Origin of the sequence: Streptomyces sp. NPDC085932, assembly GCF_044540525.1 — a bacterium.
In the GTDB taxonomy this organism is placed as follows: domain Bacteria; phylum Actinomycetota; class Actinomycetes; order Streptomycetales; family Streptomycetaceae; genus Streptomyces; species Streptomyces levis.
Genome location: NZ_JBITSJ010000006.1, coordinates 485343 through 502812, shown reverse-complemented (window position 1 = coordinate 502812; position 17470 = coordinate 485343). Strand labels below are relative to the sequence as shown.

13 protein-coding genes are annotated in these 17470 nt (G+C 71.9%); 9 read left to right on the top strand and 4 right to left on the bottom strand.

From position 1 onward, the window contains the following. The first annotated feature begins 162 nt into the window (after positions 1-162). The 6 genes from ACIGAQ_RS29335 (at position 163) to ACIGAQ_RS29310 (ending at position 5654) form a co-directional block, all read left to right on the top strand. A complete protein-coding gene (locus ACIGAQ_RS29335) occupies positions 163-1623 on the top strand; it encodes a PP2C family protein-serine/threonine phosphatase (protein WP_399788031.1) in 1461 nt (486 codons plus the stop codon). 5 nt (positions 1624-1628) lie between these two features. Next, positions 1629-1997: an STAS domain-containing protein gene (locus ACIGAQ_RS29330; RefSeq protein WP_311678264.1), complete on the top strand. Its 369-nt coding sequence runs from the start codon at positions 1629-1631 to the stop codon at positions 1995-1997. Between the two features lie 371 nt (positions 1998-2368). Then, positions 2369-2944, top strand: coding sequence for a hypothetical protein (locus tag ACIGAQ_RS29325; RefSeq protein ID WP_399788028.1), 576 nt, complete (start codon positions 2369-2371; stop codon positions 2942-2944). Continuing rightward, positions 2941-3474, top strand: coding sequence for a transposase family protein (locus ACIGAQ_RS29320; protein WP_399788025.1), 534 nt, complete (start codon positions 2941-2943; stop codon positions 3472-3474). Before ACIGAQ_RS29325 ends, ACIGAQ_RS29320 begins: the two co-directional genes overlap by 4 nt. 48 nt (positions 3475-3522) lie before the next feature. Further along, positions 3523-4206, top strand: a complete 684-nt coding sequence (locus tag ACIGAQ_RS29315) for a response regulator transcription factor (protein WP_311678268.1) — start codon at positions 3523-3525, stop codon at positions 4204-4206. Continuing rightward, positions 4203-5654 carry an ATP-binding protein gene (locus tag ACIGAQ_RS29310; RefSeq protein WP_399788023.1) on the top strand — a complete coding sequence of 484 codons (1452 nt, stop codon included), beginning with the start codon at positions 4203-4205 and terminating at the stop codon, positions 5652-5654. The genes ACIGAQ_RS29315 and ACIGAQ_RS29310 overlap by 4 nt, the downstream gene beginning before the upstream one ends. Positions 5655-5871: 217 nt before the next feature. On the opposite strand, the gene ACIGAQ_RS29305 is transcribed toward ACIGAQ_RS29310, so the two are convergent. Then, complete coding sequence (locus tag ACIGAQ_RS29305; protein ID WP_399788020.1) at positions 5872-8028, bottom strand: MMPL family transporter; 2157 nt, start codon at positions 8026-8028, stop codon at positions 5872-5874. A 622-nt stretch (positions 8029-8650) separates the two neighbouring features. On the opposite strand from ACIGAQ_RS29305, the gene ACIGAQ_RS29300 reads away from it, so the two are divergent. Further along, positions 8651-9583: an SMI1/KNR4 family protein gene (locus ACIGAQ_RS29300; RefSeq protein ID WP_399788464.1), complete on the top strand. Its 933-nt coding sequence runs from the start codon at positions 8651-8653 to the stop codon at positions 9581-9583. Positions 9584-9712: 129 nt separating this feature from the next. Here the strand turns inward: ACIGAQ_RS29300 and ACIGAQ_RS29295 are convergent, their stop codons facing one another. The 3 genes from ACIGAQ_RS29295 to ACIGAQ_RS29285 form a co-directional block, all read right to left on the bottom strand. Beyond that, entirely contained in the window at positions 9713-10117 is a 405-nt protein-coding gene (locus ACIGAQ_RS29295) for a DUF6336 family protein (protein WP_399788018.1), read from the bottom strand. Between the two features lie 350 nt (positions 10118-10467). Further along, positions 10468-11742: an MFS transporter gene (locus ACIGAQ_RS29290; RefSeq protein ID WP_399788015.1), complete on the bottom strand. Its 1275-nt coding sequence runs from the start codon at positions 11740-11742 to the stop codon at positions 10468-10470. Further along, the gene (locus ACIGAQ_RS29285) at positions 11739-13397 is read right to left on the bottom strand and encodes an amino acid adenylation domain-containing protein (protein ID WP_399788013.1); all 1659 of its coding nucleotides are present in this window, start codon (positions 13395-13397) and stop codon (positions 11739-11741) included. Before ACIGAQ_RS29285 ends, ACIGAQ_RS29290 begins: the two co-directional genes overlap by 4 nt. Positions 13398-13685: 288 nt before the next feature. Between ACIGAQ_RS29285 and ACIGAQ_RS29280 the strand changes: the two genes are divergently transcribed. Beyond that, the gene (locus tag ACIGAQ_RS29280) at positions 13686-14936 is read left to right on the top strand and encodes a condensation domain-containing protein (RefSeq protein ID WP_399788010.1); all 1251 of its coding nucleotides are present in this window, start codon (positions 13686-13688) and stop codon (positions 14934-14936) included. A 64-nt stretch (positions 14937-15000) separates the two neighbouring features. After that, positions 15001-17454 (top strand): ATP-grasp domain-containing protein, encoded by a 2454-nt coding sequence (locus tag ACIGAQ_RS29275; protein WP_399788007.1) that lies wholly within the window; start codon positions 15001-15003, stop codon positions 17452-17454. Positions 17455-17470: the final 16 nt, after the last annotated feature.

The following is a 17470-nucleotide window of genomic DNA, read 5'->3' as shown; positions in this document are numbered from 1 at the left end:
CCTTCGGGTGCCGCGGCGCTCGTCTCGCTGGCCCCGGTGCTGAACAGCAGTGGATCCTTCGAGGTGCCACCCGGATGTCCTGCGCACAATCACTGCACTTAGGCTTTCCACTGGTCCGCGTCGCGCCCGGTGGCTGCGGAAGGTCAGGAAGGTGGAAAGCCGATGCCCGAGCAGGCTTCGGCATCCGAGGACGGCGTTCCTGGCAAGCGCCTGCATCTGGTGCCCGACGCGGTCGTCGAGGCCGGGCGGATGGAAGCGGTGCGCCGCTACGACATCCTCGACACCCCGCCCGACGGGGCGTTCGACCGGGTGGCTGCGCTGGCAGCCCGCCTGTTCGACGTCCCCGTGGCGACAGTGACGATCGTGGACGAGGACCGGATCTGGTTCAAGGCCGCGCACGGCCTGAACGGGGTCAGCGAGATCGGCCGCGACCCGGGCCTGTGCGGCTCGGCGGTGCTGCGCGACGATGCCCTGGTGATCCCCGACACCCTGCTCGACGACGTCGCCTGCGGCAACCCGCTGGTGACCGGTCCGCTGGGCGTTCGGTTCTACGCCGCCGCGCCGATCACCACCCGGGACGGGCACAAGCTGGGTACCGTCAACGTCCTGGACACCAAGCCCCGCTCCATCACCTCCGAACAGACTGCCGGCCTGACCGATCTGGCGGCGATCGTGATGGACGAGATGGAGCTGCGTCTGTCCGCGCTGCGCACGGTGCGCCAGGAGCAGCGGGTCGCCGAGGCCGAGCGTGCGGCCCGGGAGCAGGCGGAGAGGGACAAGGCGGCGATCGCCTCCTTCGCCTCCACCTTGCAGCGCACTCTGTTGCCGCCGGCGCTGCCGACGGTGCCCGGCCTGGAGCTGGCCTGTCATTACCACGCCGCGTCCGTGCACGATGTGGGCGGCGACTTCTACGACGTTTTCCCCCTGCCCTCCGGGAACTGGGGTCTGTTCCTGGGGGACGTGTGCGGCAAGGGCGCCGAGGCGGCCACCATCACCTCCCTGGCCCGCTACACCCTGCGGGCCTCCGCCCAGCACACGGACGATCCCGTCGCGGTGCTTGAGGCCCTGAACGGCGCCTTGCTGGCCGATGTGTGGGCGGGCAGCCGGTTCTGCACTGCTTTCTTCGCCACTTTCGCCCCTGATGCGGCCGGGGGCTTCACCGTGGAACTGGCCACCGGGGGGCACCCCCCGGCCTACCACCTCAGCCCCGCCCCGCCCGTGGCCGGGCCCGCCGCGCACACGCGGGTGGAAGCGGTCCACCCCAAGGGGGGCATGCTCATCGGGGCCTTTCCCGGCGCCCGCTTCGCCTCCACCACCCTTCACCTCGCCCCCGGCCAGGCCCTTCTCCTCTACACCGACGGCCTGACCGAGGCACATACCAGCGCCGACACCATGCTCGGAGACGAGGGCCTGACGGCCTTCCTCACCGCTCGTCCCGCCTCGTGTGGGGCGGCGCAGTTGATCGAGGACACCGTCGGTTTGCTGGACACCCTGCCCGAGGGCGCGAGAGACGACGTCGCCCTGCTGGCTCTGTCTGTTCCCGCTCCCGACCAGGCCGCCGCCGCGACGGGGGCCATATCCACCGCCCACACCACCGCCGCGCCCGCCGGTGAGGAGCACTGACGGCCATGACCGACGACATCGAGCTGGCCCTGACCGCCACCCCCGGTCCCGCAGCGGCCGCCACCGTCACCGGCGAGATCGACCTGCATACCGCACCCGGCTTGCGTGCCCGCGCGCTGGAGTTGATCAGCCAGGGCCACCACCACTTGATCCTGGACCTGTCAGGTGTGGGCTTCTGTGACTCCGCCGGCCTCAGCGCGCTGATCGGCATCTGGCACGGCGCCCAGGAAGCGGGCGGCTCCCTGGCCCTGGCCGCTGTCCCCGACCGGCTGATGCGCATGCTCACCCTCACCGGAGTGGACAGTCTCCTGCCCCACTACCCGAGCACCGCCGACGCGCTCAGCGCCCACCAGGGCGCCCCCGACCCCGCCTGAACCGCTTCGTCGTCGGCCTCTCGCGTCGCTCCCCGGGTGGCGGTGCCCCGGGCCTGCGCGCTGGTAGCGCGAACGGCCAGGCGCCTCGGGTGGGGTTCAGTTCGGCGTGCTCGCCGTCGCCTGCGTGGACGAGGCCTTCTGTTCCTGTTCTCGTCGTCCTGTCCCGGAGCCCTTGCGTCTCGCCCGCGCCGTCGGGTGGAGCAAGCCGACCGCGCTAGGAGATGATCCCGTGCGTGGTTGAAGGAGCAGGTACGGATACGGACGACGCTTGTGCGTGGGCTGAGCGACTGGGTTGGGCGTTCGGGCTCATAGCGGAGGATCCGGTCACGAGAGGTGCGGCGCTCGTCCATCTGGTGGAGGCCCGGAGGAAGGTGGCGGACGCGCTCGCCCGGTCCAACGAGATGTGGCTGCCGGCGCGGCCCCTGGGAGCGGACGAGCAGCATCGGGAGTCGGCCTTTGTGCGTGCGCGCCGGATGCACGAGCAGGCGCAGAGCTGTTCGCTGCCTGATGGGGTGTGGGGTAGTCCTGTGGACGGGGATCTGGCGACGTGGCCGGGGCTGCCTTACGTGTTGCTCTTCCTGGAGTGGGAGGCGAGGTACCCGCTGGAGTGGACGCAGCATGCGAAGGCGTGGGGCACGAAGCAGAGCCTGATCCGGAAGGTGGCGCGTGCTCACCAGGACGAAGCAATCAAGGCGAAGCTCACCGACCTGGTCGAGCTCGTCGTCCACCGGGCGTATCGCTGCAAGGATCGCGAATACGTACGGGTTGCCCGGGCTGTCGACGGCGCTGATCTACGGGGCAGGCTCGGTCGGGCGGCGGAGTCGGACAGTCCGTGGGCCCGGTGCCACGCCGGGTACGTGCTCTGGCTCCTTGATCGCCCTGACCTGCCGAACACTCGTCGTGTCTGGCAGACCTGGGTTGCGGGCGAGGCCGCGGCGTTGCTGTGAGCCGGCGGTGCAGGAGAGGTACTCGTGATCATAAAGTGCTTCACGTCCGTGACCTACGTGGGAAGACCGTGCCTGCCGACGCGTCACCTTCGATTCCGCCGGTCCTTGACCGGCTCCACGTGCAGTCCGACGTCGGGCTCGGGGAGGTGCCTGGTCTGTTGGAGCGGTTGGCTCAGGTGCCGGATCCGCGTGGTCCGCGAGGCGTGCGCCGTACTCTGGCCGTCGTGCTCAAGCTGACCGCCTGCCCGGTGTCGGCTGGCGCCACCTCGCTACTGGCGGTCGGCGAGAGGATCGCGGACGCGCCGCCGCACGTACTGGAGCAACTCGCCTCGCGCCCAGGGCCATCACTGCCCCGAAGGCTCGTGCACTCGGAGGCGACGGTCCGTCGGCTGCTCACCCGCATCGACGGTGACGCCTTGGACCAGGCGGTGGGCAGATGGCTTGCCGGCCGTCGGCCCAGGTGGGTTCTGCTCTTAGGTATCCGTAGGAGCGCGGTCCTCAGCGATCCTCTAATCCTGGTCTCAGGTTGACCGGGGAGAATGGGCGGCAAAAGCACCGACTGGAGGGGGCGGGCCGGCGTGCGGATCATGATCGCGGATGACGAGGCGGCCATCCGTGAGTCGCTGGAGCGGGTGCTCCAGGTCGAGGGTTACGACACCAGCACCGTCGCCAACGGCTTCGCCGTGCTCGACAGGCTCGGTGGCGACGCGCCGGATCTGCTGCTCCTCGACGTGATGATGCCCCGCCTCGGCGGGTTGGAGACCTGCCGGCGGTTGCGGGCCGCGGGTCGCGATCTGCCGGTGCTGATGCTGACCGCCCGTGACCAGGTCTCCGACCGGGTAGCGGGGCTGGACGCGGGCGCCGACGACTACCTGCCCAAGCCGTTCGCCACCGAGGAGTTGCTGGCCCGCGTGCGGGCCCTGCTGCGCCGGCGCATGCCGACCGACGAGGAGTCGCAGATCCTGTCGTTCGCCGACGTCCGGCTCGATCCGGACAGGTTCGAGGCGTGGCGGGGCGGTCGGCCGCTGCACCTGACCCGGACGGAGTTCTCCCTCCTGCAGGTCCTCATGAGCAACGCGACCCGGGTCCTGACACGCGACGCGTTGTTCGAGGCGATCTGGGGCTTCGGCATGAGCTCCACCGCCAACAACCTCCAGGTGTACGTGAGTTACCTGCGCCGCAAGATGGAGGCCGAGGGTGAGCCGCGATTGATCTACACGCTGCGCGGCCTGGGATACACGTTGCGGGAGACTCCTCCGTGAGCAGGCCCGCGGGATGGCAATCGCGCCCGGTGACCCGATGGTGGCGCCGGCGGTCCCTGCGGGCCAGGCTGACGGTGATCGCGGCGACGGCCATCGCCGTCAGTGTGTTCGTCGCCTTCCAGGTGGCCAGCCAGCTCATGGGCTGGGAGCTGCAGAGGACCGCCGAGAATCAGCTGCGCGCCGACTCCCGCGTCCTGGCGACGAACGCGGAGCGCGCCGGTCTGGCGCAGGTCCAGCTGCCGCCGTATCCCGGATCCGGTCGGCTGGTGCGGGTCATCCTGCCCGACGGCTCGATCCGGACTCCGGCCGGACAACCCGCGCTGCCCCCGGTCAGCGAGCAAGCCGGGCGCGTGGCGAAGGGCGTGTCGGCCGACCTGATGGAGTCGAACGACAGCGACGAGGACGGCTACGTCATCTACACGCTGCGGGCGGGCGACGGCGCGGTCCAAGTGGCCCGCGCCGTCGACGACAGCCCGATCAACCGGTTCGGGTTCGGCATGCTGCTGATCGGGCTGCTCTGCGTGGTCGGCGGCGCCCTTGTCGGGCGGACCGTGGCGCGGACCGGGCTGGCACCGATCGACCGGCTGACCGCCGCCGCGGTACGTGTCGCGCACACTCGGGATCTCGACGCCGACATCCCGGATGAGGGCGGTGGGGAGATCCGGCGGCTGATCCAGTCGATCAACGAGATGCTCGCCGCGCTCCGGGACTCCCGGCGCGCCCAGCGGCTGCTCGCCGAGGACGCCGCCCACGAGCTCAAGACCCCGCTCACCAGCCTGCGCCTCAACGTGGAGCTGCTGATCCGGCTCGATCGGCGCGGCACCCTGGACAGCGCACTGCCGGCGGAGAGCCGGACCCGGCTGCTCAACGATCTCGGCGCCCAGGTGGACGAGTTGAGCACCCTTGTCGCCGAGCTGACCGACCTGGCGCGCGGTGACGTCAGCGACGAGAGCACCGAGGTACTCGACCTCGCCGACGTGGTGGCGGCCGCCGCGACCCGGGCGGGTTCCCGCATGCCCGACATCGAGGTGGCGCTCGACGTGACCTCTGTGTGGGTGAGCGGGCGTCCCGCTGCGCTCGAGCGAGCGGTACTCAACCTCATCGACAACGCCGCCAAGTGGTCCCCCGCGGACCAGCCGGTCCACGTCCGGCTCCGGGCCGAGGGCGCGTCGGCGGTGCTCGAGGTCGACGACGCCGGGCCCGGCATCGACGCCGCCGACGTACCGCGGGTGTTCGACCGGTTCTACCGTGCCGACAGCGCCCGGGCGTTGCCGGGATCGGGTCTGGGGTTGTCGATCGTGCAGCGGGTCGTCGACGCCCACGGCGGCCGGGCCACCGTCGCCCGCTCCGCACGCGGTGGCGCGCTGCTTCAGGTCGACCTTCCGGCCGCGGCCCCGGCCGCCCCGATCGCGCGGCTCACCGCCGGGGACGACACCACGGTGCGCTGACCCGCCCCGGCGGCGCGGCGCAGGACGACGAACGGCGGCCCTCGGGCAGGGCCCCGCGCGGCTCACCGTCGTGGCAGGACACCGCGATGCGCTGTCCCCAGCCCCGGCCGCACGGCACAGGTCCAAACGGCACAGACCGAAGGCGGCGGCCGTCGGGCCCATGAACGAACCGGGACGGGCCTATGGCCCGTCCCGGATCTCGTCCGTGCCGCCGCGCTCACCGTTGCAGCGCGGGCTCCTCGTCGTCGGCGCGCGGCTGTTGACCGTCCGGCAGTTCCGCCGCTGGACGGGACAGGCGGCTCGGCCACCACATCCGCCGGCCGATCAGCAGGGTGAGGGCGGGCACCAGGACCGACCGCACCAGCAGGGCGTCGAGCAGCACGCCGAAGGCCACCAGGAACCCGACCTCGATCAGCATCACCAGCGGAAGGGTGACGAGGACCGCGAACGTGGCCGCCAGGACCAGGCCCGCCGAGGTGATGACACCACCGGTCGCGGAGAGCGCTGTGAGCATGCCCTTTCGGGTGCCGAGGCGCACGGTCTCCTCCCGGGCCCGGCTGGCCAGGAAGATGTTGTAGTCGACGCCGAGCGCCACCAGGAACAGGAATGCCAGCAGCGGCACCGAATAGTCGACGCCCTTGAACCCGAGGATCGTGTCGAAGACGAACACGCTGCCGCCGAAGGCCGCGGCGAATGAGACGATCACGGTGGCCATCAGGACCAGCGGGGCCAGGATCGCGCGCAGCAGCAGCCCGAGGACGATCAGGACGACGGCCAGCACCAGCGGGATCACCAGCTTCTCGTCGCGCTTGGTGGTCTCCTCGGTGTCGAGGTTCTCCGCACTCGGCCCGCCGACGATCGCCTCCGCCCCGCTCACCGCGTGCACGGCAGTCCGCACCCGCTTGATCGTGTCGTACTCTGCGGCGGTGTCCGGCGCGTCCTTGGGGAACACGGCGATGTTGGCCCAGCCACCGCTGGTCTGCTCCGGTACGGCCAGGGCCACACCGCGCGTGTCCTTGACGATGTCGAGCACCCGCTCCTGGTGCGCCGGCCGCGTGAAGATCGTCATCGGCTGGCCGCCGAGCTCCGGGAAGTGCTGGCGGAGGACGGTGAAGCCCGTGACCGACTCCGGCGCGGACAGGAACTGGTCCTGCTCCCGCAAGGCGCCGGTGTTGCCCGTCAGCCCGAGGGCGAGCACGCCGAGGACTCCGAGCGAGCCGAGCGTCGCCACCCAGCGGCGGCGGCTGATGGCGGCGCCGAGCCGTCCCCACAGCCCCGGCTTTTCCTCCACCGCCGTGCTGAACCGCGGGATGGCCGGCCAGAAGATCCGCCTGCCGAGCACCACGAGCACCGCCGGGAACAGAGTCAGCATGGCCACCAGCGCGCACAGGATGCCGACCGCGCCGATTGGGCCCAGCCCGCTGGTGCTGTTCAGGTCCGCGACGAGCAGGCAGAGCAGGCCGGCGACCACGGTGGCCGCGGACGCGACGATGGCCGGCGCCGCGCCGCGCAGCGCGTGGACCATCGCGACCCGGACGTTCTCATGGTGATGCAGTGCCTCCCGGTATCGAGCGATGAGCAACAGCGCGTAGTCCGTGCCGACGCCGAACACCAGGATCGTCAGCAGCGCCGAGTTCTGGTCGTTGACCACGATGCCGAAGCCCTTGACGAGCAGATAGACAGTCCCCATCGCGGTCAGTGCGGCCGCGCCCACGGCCACGAGCGGGATGAGCCACAACACCGGGCTGCGGTAGGTGAGGATGAGCAGGAGCGTGACGACGACGATGGTGGTGAGGAGGACCTGCTCGTCGATACCGTCGAAGACGGCGTCCATGTCGCCGTCGATCGCGCCCGGGCCGGTCACGTCGAGTTCCAGGCCGGAGGGGCGGTCCTTCGCGGCGTCGCGCAACGGGCCGACGATGGCCTCCGGCGCGCCGTAGGCCGTGCTCACTTCGAGGGTGAACATCATCGCCTTGCCGTCGGTGGAGGGTCTCATCGGTGAGCCCTCGTTGCCCTCGTCCTCGCCGGCCGCCGTCGTCGCCTTCGGTGGATACCGTTTGGCAAGGGTGTCGTAGTGGCGCTCGACCGTCGCGCGGTCGGCGTCGGTCATGCCGCCGGCGCGGTGGTACACGAAGACGAACGTGTTGTTGTCACCTCCGGGCAGGCTGTCGTCCAGCACCGCCACCTTGGTGGACTCGGCGCCGGCCGGCAGGGTGTCCACGGCGCTGTCGGTGGTGACCGAGCTCAGCTTTCCGCTCAGCGGCACCATGCCTGCCGCCAGCACCAGCCATAGGCCGATCACCAACCAGGGCACCCACCGGCCTGCCAACCGGCCGGCCGGCGCTTGCCCGGACGGCGCTGCGTTGACTGCCATCACTAGCCTCCTCCATACGAGTTGCATCGCTTGTCTGGATGGCTAGTTCCTACTGAGCGAACCTGAGACGACTGTTAATGCGGTGCTCAGGCCGGTTGACCGAGCCATGCGGTCCACGACCCCGACACCGACGACGTCGTTCAGGCCGAGCGCGCGGAGGCCCGCGACGCCGCAGCCGCGGGAACCGGACGAGGCAACACCATCACCGCCCCGCACGGACAGCGGTGCCCGGCGCCGCGTCGGCCAACAGCTGGGTGATGCGCTCCTACTCTGCGACTCCGCCGGGCCGGGGTGGACATCGACGCATGGCTCATCCGGCCCGGCGGCTGTGCAGCGCCTGGGCCTTGCTCACCGGGCAGGACCTCGACGCCACCACGCTGGTGCGTGTGCTGGGCCAGTTCTCCGCCTAGGCGACCGCTGATGTCGTCGCCGTACCTGCGCGGAGAGGCCGTGGACTGCGGGACCTCGCGGGCGACTGCGGGTCTCGGTGGCTTACGGAAGCTACAGGTCAGCAAGAGTCTCACGGTCGTACTGCCGCCCGTCATTCACTTGCGGCAATGGCCCTGCGCACCCAGCGGTACGCTCGAGTTCTACACGAGGAGCATGCTTCCCAGTGACTGTGATGGTTGACTTGCCCGACCACATACAAGCTCGCTGCAGCGAGCTCGGTGACGGTGTCCTGTACGCGATCAAGACCCTGGCCCGGCAGCTGGCCGAGGATCCACGTCTGGGCGAGCAGGCTGGCAGACGCGGCCTGCATATGGCGACGATCGACGGTGACACCTTCGATGAGTGCCCGCCTTTGATCGTGCGCTACGCCTACGGACCGCCCCTGCTGGACGCAGACCGGGTCGAGATCCGCGACGTCGAGGCGAGCGGGCCGCTTCCCGACGCCGACGACAGGCAGGCTCCCACGGTCGAGCCGGAACCCCGCTTTGAGCAGATCGCAGCACGCCAGGTGAGCGAAGCGTGGCGGCGGATCATCACTTGGCTTGAACAGCACACGCCCGTTACCCATGGAGCGCTGCTGCCCGGCGCGTCCCCAGACGGGATTGTCGCACTGGAGCAGGCACTCGGACTACGTATCCCCGCAGAGCTGCGGGCGTTGTGGCTGCTGTGTGCGGGGGCGGAGGACACCGCGGGGGCGGCTCTCATGCCCGATAACGGCGGCTGGGCGTTGATGCCGCTGGACACGGTGGCTTCGGTGTATCGGCGGCACATGGAGCATCAACGCGATCTACAGGCCCACCAGGGCTTCGAAGAGGCGACGGTGTGGAGGCCGTCATGGATTCCTCTCTGCTCGTGGTCGATGACCGACACCAGTTACGGTCTGTTCCTCGACGCCGAAACGGGCAGGATCGGGCATTGGGACGATACGAGTGTGCGCACGGTCGGGGATCAGACGTTGAGCATGCTGTTCGAGGAGATGGCCGACAAGCTGGAGCATCCGCAGCTGGCCACCGGCTACCTGCCGGGGCTGATCGGCGGCCGGCTGGTGTGGGGGCCGCCGCTCGCATCGGATGAGGCCGTCATGTGGCAGCAGTTCACCGGCTGACGCACACAGAGCGTGAGAGGGGGCGGTCGGGTGATGGCCCGGCCGCCCTTCACGAGCGAAGCCGCAGCGACGGTCGCTAGGTGGGCATTCCGCCACGTTCCCGACTGTTCAGCATTCCGAGATGAGCCACTAGCCATACAACCGACTGCCGTAGGGCGCTGTGTCCACGAGCTGGTTCAGGACGAGAGCAGCGGTCCCGAGGACGGTCAGGAACAGCCCGGAGCGCAGGAAGGTGGGACCGATGATGGTGACCGAGGCGGCTTGGGTCGTGAGGGTGCGCCAGTCCCGCAGGCGTCGGATGTCCCCCGCGCTGACCCACCAGAAGCCCGCACCGACCACAAGCAGGCTGAGACCGAAGAGTCCGGCGATAACACCCACGACGGCCAGGAACTCTTCGCGGTCGCTGTGGCCGCTGATACTCAAAGTCGCCACCATAAGCGGCGCCACGCCCAGCAGCCCGAAGATCACCCCTCGTCGCGCCACCTCCGTCGGTCGCAGGCGCGGCAGCATCACGCCATCTCGGTCCAAAGCCATGGCCAGTACCCTAGCCCGCTCGGCCTCAACGGCCGCTACGTCGCCTTGGCCAGGCAGGGAGCGTCAAAGCCAGCGCCGTGGGGATCTGGGCCTGTCGAGCCGCGTGTTGTGCGTCGTCGTTCCCACTCAGTCGGCAGGTACGGGAGTCCCCGGGCCGTCGGGCACGGGCAGTTACACCCAGACCGGAGCGCCCTCACGTTCATGGGCTATTGGCGGTGCGGGCGCTTCAGGATGGGATTCAGAGTTCGGGCGGGGCCCTGAGGGAGGGGCACCGCTGTGGCGGCGGCACGGGCTTTCTCAATGCCTCAGCATGCATGTCCGAGTCCGGAGCCGCTGTCGGCGCTTCCGTGCTACGACGCGTCGGCCCGCCGCGGCTCTGGGTCGTCGGCGTCCAGGGCGCCCCGGGCTCTGATCGTCGGGCGGAGGGCGAGTTGGGCGAGGGCGGCCAGGCAGCACAGGGCGGTGCACGACAGCCACAGGACGGTGGATCCGATGCCGAGGAGGCGGGTGCCGAGGAGCGGGGCGATGAGGAAGCCGGTGCCCCAGGCCATTCCGAGCAGGCCGTTGTAGCGCCCGCGCAGGGTGGGTGGGGCCAGGTCCGCCACGATGGCGGCGGTGACGGCGAAGACGAGGACCTCTCCCAGGCTCCACACCGCGACGGCCGCCCCGTAGGCCGGTCCGGCGGAGGCGGCGGCGACGAGGGCGCTGCCGGTGGCGGCCAGGAGGAAGCCGGTGGCCAGGATCCGGCTCTTGTCGTAGGCGTCGAGCCGGTGGCCGATCAGCGGCTGTACGACGATGACGACCACGCCGTTCACCGCCATGACCAGGCCGTAGACGTCGCCGGGAAGGCCGTCGCGGGCCATGGCGATCGGCAGGGTGGCGAAGGCCTGCTGGAAGACGACGGCGTACAGGACGACGACGCCGGCGAAGGCCGCCATGGCGCGATCGGCGAGGACGGTGCGGTAGCTGCCGCTCCCCCGGTCGGCGGCCTGCGGACGCGTTTCGGGGACGGCGAACCACACCAGCAGGCCGAAGATCGCGCACGCGGCGGCGTCCGCCCAGAACAGCAGGTGGAAGCCGCGGGTCGCGAGGTGGCCGCCGAGGATCATGGCGGCGGAGAAGCCGAGGTTCACCGACCACAGCAGCAGGCCGAAGGCGCGGGTGCGGTCGGCGGCGGGCACGGCGTCCGCGACCAAGGCCTGCGCGGCGGGCCGGAAGAGGTCGATGGTGACGCCGAGGGCGAAACCGGCCGCGGTGAGGGCGGGCAGCGTGTGCGCGCTGCCCAGCGCCAGCAGCGAGGCGGCGTTGGCGAGCATCCCACCGGTCAGGGCCGCGCGACGGCCGAAGCGGTCGGCGAGGAATCCGCCGAGGGGCTGGGAGAGGACCGAGCCGACGCCGACGACCGCGAGGATGAGACCGACCGCGTGGAGGGGAACGTTCCTGGCCTGGGTGAGGTAGAGGCTGAGGAACGGGTTGACCATGGCCCCGAGGCGGTTGACCAGGCTGCCGGTCCACAGGACCCAGAAGGAGCCCGGCAGCCCGCCGACACGGACGCGGATGATGGTGCGCAGCCGGCCGGCCCTGACCGGAGCCGAGATCGGAGTCGGGCTCGGGGTCCGGGTCAACGCGCTGCTCCCTCAGGGTCGGTGAGACTCGCCGCCAGTGCCGCACGGTCTGCTTTGCCGTTCGCCGTGAGGGGCAGGGTGGGCACGACGCGTACCTCGGCCGGGACCATGTAGGAGGGCAGGGTCCGGGCGCAGAAGGCGCGCAGGAGGGGGGCGATGTCCTGGTCCGGCGCGGCAGGTTCGGCAGCCGAGGCGGAGTTCGTGGTGGCCGCGCCGGTCCGTAGCGCGTCGGGAGCGAGGACGACGAAGGCGGCGAGGCAGCTCCCGCCCTCGGGTGAGGGCCGTCGCAGGACGGCGGCTGCGGTGGCCGCGGGGTGCTGCAGCAGGCGGCGTTCGACCTCGCCGAGTTCCACACGGTTGCCGTTGATCTGGACCTGGGAGTCGGTGCGTCCCAGGAAGTAGAGCTCGCCGTTCTCCCCACGCACCGCCAGATCGCCGGTGCGCAGTACGCGTTGCCCGGACTCGGGGCACAGCGGGTCGGGGACGAGTGCGGCCCGGGTGGCCTCGGGATCGTCCCAGTAGCCGGTGAACAGGGCGGGACTGCGCAGGAGTATCTCCCCGTGCGCCCCGGGTCCGTCCACGACGCCGCCCGCCTCGTCGACGAGGATCATCTCGGCACCGGGGTGGGCGGTGCCGATCGACAGGCGCTCCAGGTCGGCCGGGAGGGGATCGGGCACGTCCTCGAACGAGGCGGCCATCGACTCGGTGGCGCCGTAGCAGTTGACGATGCGCATGCCGGGGCGCAGCTCCTGGAGGCGGCGCAGCTCGGGCAGCGGGAACTCCTCTCCGCAGAAGAGGACTTGCCGCAGCGTCGCGAGCCCGGCCAGGCGGTCCGGTTCGTGTCGCAGCACTTGACGCCAGATGGACGGTACGCCGTTGACGTGCGTGGCCCCCGTGTCGTGCAGGGCTCGCAGGAAGCGCCGGGGCCAGCGCACCGCGCGCTGGGGCACGGGCACGACGGCGGCACCACTGGCCAGCGCCAGGCCGATGGTGAGCAGGGAGAAGTCGAAGTGGAGGGGTGAGGTGCCGGCGATCCGGTCGCCGGGGGCGGCCAGGCGGTGGGCCAGCATGCCGCGGTAGAAGGCGGTGACGGCGCGGTGGCTCATGACGACGCCCTTCGGGCGGCCGGTCGTGCCGGAGGTGAAGACGATGTACGCCGGGTCGGTGACGCAGGGCACGCGGCGCCGGCGGGCAGTCGCGGCCGGGGTGCGTTCGACGACCAGTTCACCCGCGGCGAAGCGGGCCGTGCCGAGGCCGGGCGGGAGGTCGGTGCGCTCGCCGGTCTTCGCCTGGAGGTGCAGGGCGGGGCGGGCGGTGCCGACGAGGGTACGCAGACGTTCCTGTGGGGTGTCGGGAGCGATCGGTACGAAGGTGAGCCCGGCGCGGGAGCAGGCGAGCAGTACGGCGATCGCCTCGGCGCCGGCTTCGGCCTCCAGGAGCACGCGCGTGCCGGGCTCGAACTCCAGGGCGCGCAGGGCGGTGGCGTAGGCGTCGACCGCGCGGGCGAGTTCGGCGTAGGTCGTGACGGTCGTCCCGCCGGGGGCGGCTGGCTCTATGACGGCGGGCCGGCCGGGGGCGTGGCGCGCCGGATCGAGCAGGAGGTCGTGGAGGAACTCACCGGTTGCCGCGGCGGTGGCGGCCGGCGGTCGGCTCACTGACGGGTTCCTTTCGTACGAGGTGACTTCAGACTCATTCTTTCGCTTTGCGGAATTCCTCTTCCGCGATGCGGGCGCTTACGGTGCCACAGCCACCCACAGGAGCGCCACCCCACTCCCCCTTCGATGAACCCGGCGTGACCACCGCGCGGGCCCAACAGCCCTTGACGGCAGCCTCGTTGATGCGGCGGCCTCGAGATCCCTGGACAGGCTTCAACAGTTTGTGGCAGCTTAAGGAGCTCACAGCGGAAAAGCGTTTCCGCATCATGAAATCGGAGGTCACCCGTCGTGCAGCCGATCGACGCCGGACCTCTCTCCCTGGGCCAGCTCTCGGTCTGGCACGACATCCGCGAGCTGCCGCCGTCCCAGCACCATGAGCCCAACAACGCGGCCGTGTGGGACCTGCCCCCCGGCACGGCCCCCGATGCGGTACGAGCGGCGCTGGCCTGCCTCGCCCGCCGCCACCCCTCGCTGCGCACCCGCTACGACCTGCGCGACCCGGACGCGCCCCGGCAGTGGGTGGCCGAGGAGACCGCGCCCGTGGTGCTGCCCGCCGCCCCGGCCGGGGGCGCCCCGGTCGAAGACCAGGCCCGCGTGCTGGCCGGTGAGCCCTTCGACCTCGGCCGGGAGGACGGCTGGCGGGCCCGGCTCGTCGGCGACGCATCCGGCTCACAGCGCCTGGTGTTCGTCAAGCACCACATCCTGGCGGACGCCTGGGCGCAGGAAGTGCTGCGCCGGGAACTCCTGCGGGAGATCGCCGCACCGGGCAGCCTGCGGGCGACGGCACCGGGCCCCCTGCACCTGGCCGCGGAGCAGCACGGACCGACCGGGCTGCGGCGGCAGCGAGCCGCGCTGGAGCACTGGGAGCGGCTGGGCAGCCGGGCGCCGGCCGCTCGGCTGCCGGACAGCGGCGACGCTCCCGGCGAGGTGGTGCAAGCGACGCTGCGCTCGGCGCCCGCGCTGGCCGCGGCACGCGCACTCGCCGGCCGGGCCGGCGTCTCCGTCGCGAGCGCGGTCATGGCCGCCTACGTGCGGGCCGTGGCGCGCCGGTGCGGCAGCGACGCGCTGCTGGTGCACCTGATGAGCGCCAACCGGTTCGCCGGCCGCTGGAAGGACGTGGTCACCTCGATGAACCAGTGGGTTCCCGCCCTGGTGGAGGGGGCCCGCGCGGATCTCACCGCCCTGGCCGGCACAGTGCACTGGAACAGCCTGCGCGCCGTGCGGCACGGCATGTCCGACGTGACCGCGGTCGCCGCCCTGCGTACCCGCGCACCGCGGGCCCTCGAACCCGCCTGCGCCTTCAACCATGTGGCCGCGCCTCCCGGGGACGAGGCCCGTGCGGCCGCGGACGCGCAGGGGCCGGCGGAACCCGCCCTTTTCTTCGAGACGCCGTTCACCACCATCGGTCCACGTTGCTACGCCCGTTCCCAGGAGGACGGGCCGGTGCTGACGGTGCGGCTCACCACGCGTGACGTGGGCCGCGCGGAGTGCGCCGCCCTGCTCTGGGAGTTGCACGACGCCTTGCTCACCACCGCCTGACACCCGCCGTCGCCCGGCGCCCGCCCGGCGCCCCAAGCCCTTGCCCGTGCTCCCAGGAGGTTCTGTGCCCGGCTCCCCCCGCGAAGGCGGCCATGTCGTCGTCCTGCACCGCTGGACCGACCGCTACGCCGACTACGGCCGCTACCTCGACCACACCGTCCACCGCGTCAGTTACGTCACCACCGAGCAGGCGCTGCGCCACCTGCCCGTGGCCCGAGCAGCCGGAGTGGAGCTGGTGGACAGCACCGAGGACGTCAAGGCGGTGCGCGAGGCGGTGGACCGGCTGACCGAGCGGTCCGGGCCGCCGACGCGGATCGTCGCGCTGCAGGAGACCGACCTGGACCTGGCGGCCCTCCTGCGGGACGAGTTCGCCCTGCCGGGGCCCGGGGCCGAGGAACTGCGGCCCGTGCGGGACAAGTTGCTGATGGCGCAGCGGCTGGAGGCCGCCGGGGTCCCGGTCCCGCCGACCGCCGCCGCCCCGGACCACGCCGCCGTCACGCGGTTCGCCGCCGCACACGGCTGGCCGCTGCTCGTCAAACCCCGGCGCGGCACGGCCAGCGCGGGTGTCACCCGCCTCGACTCGCCCATGGCCCTGGCCGAGTTCGCCTTCCCGGACGGCGTCGACCTGATCGTCCAGCCGTGGGTGGCGGACCGGGTCCTGCACGTCGACGGCGTGTTCACCGGGCGCGAACCGGGGCTCTGGCGGGCTTCGCGGTACCTGAGCACCTGCCTGGAATTCGCGGAGGGCGAGGCGCTCGGCTCGGTGGAGATCGACGAACACTCCCTGCCGGCCGGGCTCCTCCAGCTGGTTTCCTCGGCGACGCGGGCTCTGCTGGCACGGCCCTCCGTCTTCCATCTGGAGCTGTTCGAAAGCGAGACCGGGGCGCTGACCGTCCTGGAACTCGGGGCCCGGCCCGGCGGGGCCGAAGTGCCGTTCGTGTGGCGGGAGGTGCACGGCGTCGACCTGATGGCCGCCGCCTTCGCCCACCAGACCGGCACGCCCGATCCGACACCGGCCGCACTGCCGCACACGGGCCGGGTCGGGGGCTGGCTGCTGGTGCCGCCCTCGGCGCCGACGCCCTGCCGCGTGCGGTCCGTCCGCCTGCCGGACGACGGGAGGGCCTACGCCCGGAGGATCCCGCCTCGGGGCCGGTTGCTGACGGGCGGCGGTTACGAGCACGCCGGCGCACGGTTCCGGTTCTCCGGCGCGAGTACCGCAGAGGTCGAGGCGGACGTACTGCGGACCGCCCGCGACACGTCCGTGCTGTGCGCCCCGGTCGACGTCGGCGCGCCCGCCCGGATCGCCGTGGTGGGCTGCGGGAACCCGCCCTACCGCAGGTACGCGCTCGCCGCGCTGGCGCAGCGGGTGGAGACCGCGCTCGTGCAGCCCGCGGCGCCGCAGTGGCAACGCCCGTACATCGGTGGCCGGTTCCGGTCCGCCGACACGTCCGACGCCGACGCCGTCACCGCCGCGGTCGCCGACCTGCTCGCGCCCGCAGCGGGCCCGGTCGCGGTGCTCACCTGGGACGAGACGCTCCTGGAGACCACCGCCGAGGTCGCCCGGCGCCTTCGGCTGCCGCACCTGAGCCCGCAGGCGGTGCGCCACTGCCGCGACAAGCTCGCCACCCGCCGGGCGCTGGCCGCGGCCGGCGTACCCTCCGCGGGCTTCCGCCACGTCCACGACCACGACGAGGCCCTCGCGGCCGCCGAGCAACTGGGTCTGCCCGTCGTCGTCAAGCCCCGCGGCCTGGCCGGCTCCATCGGCGTCACCCTCGCCACCCGCCCGGAGGAGGTGGCCGGTGCCTTCGAGCAGGCGAGAACGTCCTCCTTCCCGGGCATCCGGCGGCTCGACGGCGCCATCGTCGAGGAGTACCTGACCGGACCCGAGATCAGTGTGGACTGCGCGGTGGACCACGGCCGCGTGCACATCGTCAACGTGGCCCGCAAACGGCTCGGCTTCGCGCCCCACTTCGAGGAGACGGGGCACCTCGTCGCGCCCTGGCGGGACGAGAGCTGGGCGTACGACGTGGAGTTCGTGGTCGCGGCGGCACACGCCGCGCTCGGGCTGCGCACCGGCATCACCCACAGCGAGGTGCGCCTGACCCCGTCCGGACCATGCGTGGTCGAGGTCAACGGGCGGCTCGGCGGCGACTTCATCCCGCTCCTCGGCGCCCTCGCCACCGGCGTGGACCAGGTCGCGGCCGCCGCCGACCTCGCCCTGGGCCGGGCCCCCACGCTGGTGCCGCACCTCGACCGGTGCGCCGAGGTCCGCTTCCTCTACCCCGGCCACGACGCCGTGGTGCGCGAGCTGGACGTCACGGCCGCCGCAGCCGTCCCCGGCATCGTGGAGACCGTCGAACTCGCCCCGCCCGGCACCGAACTGCGGCTGCCGCCGCGCGGCATCGTCCCCCGCCTCGCCGCGCTCGTCGCCGTGGGCGACACCCCCGCGCAGTGCGCCACGGCCCTGGACCGCGCGGAGCGGGCCGTGCGGTACACGCTCGCGCCGCTGTCCCCCTGACCTCCACCACGAAGGA

Bases quoted from the DNA above. Each gene is read 5' to 3' on its own strand.
- ACIGAQ_RS29335 (WP_399788031.1), top strand. From the start codon at position 163: ATGCCCGAGCAGGCTTCGGCATCCGAGGACGGCGTTCCTGGCAAGCGC.
- ACIGAQ_RS29330 (WP_311678264.1), top strand. From the start codon at position 1,629: ATGACCGACGACATCGAGCTGGCCCTGACCGCCACCCCCGGTCCCGCA.
- ACIGAQ_RS29305 (WP_399788020.1), bottom strand. From the start codon at position 8,028: ATGGCAGTCAACGCAGCGCCGTCCGGGCAAGCGCCGGCCGGCCGGTTG.
- ACIGAQ_RS29300 (WP_399788464.1), top strand. From the start codon at position 8,651: ATGGTTGACTTGCCCGACCACATACAAGCTCGCTGCAGCGAGCTCGGT.
- ACIGAQ_RS29295 (WP_399788018.1), bottom strand. From the start codon at position 10,117: ATGGCTTTGGACCGAGATGGCGTGATGCTGCCGCGCCTGCGACCGACG.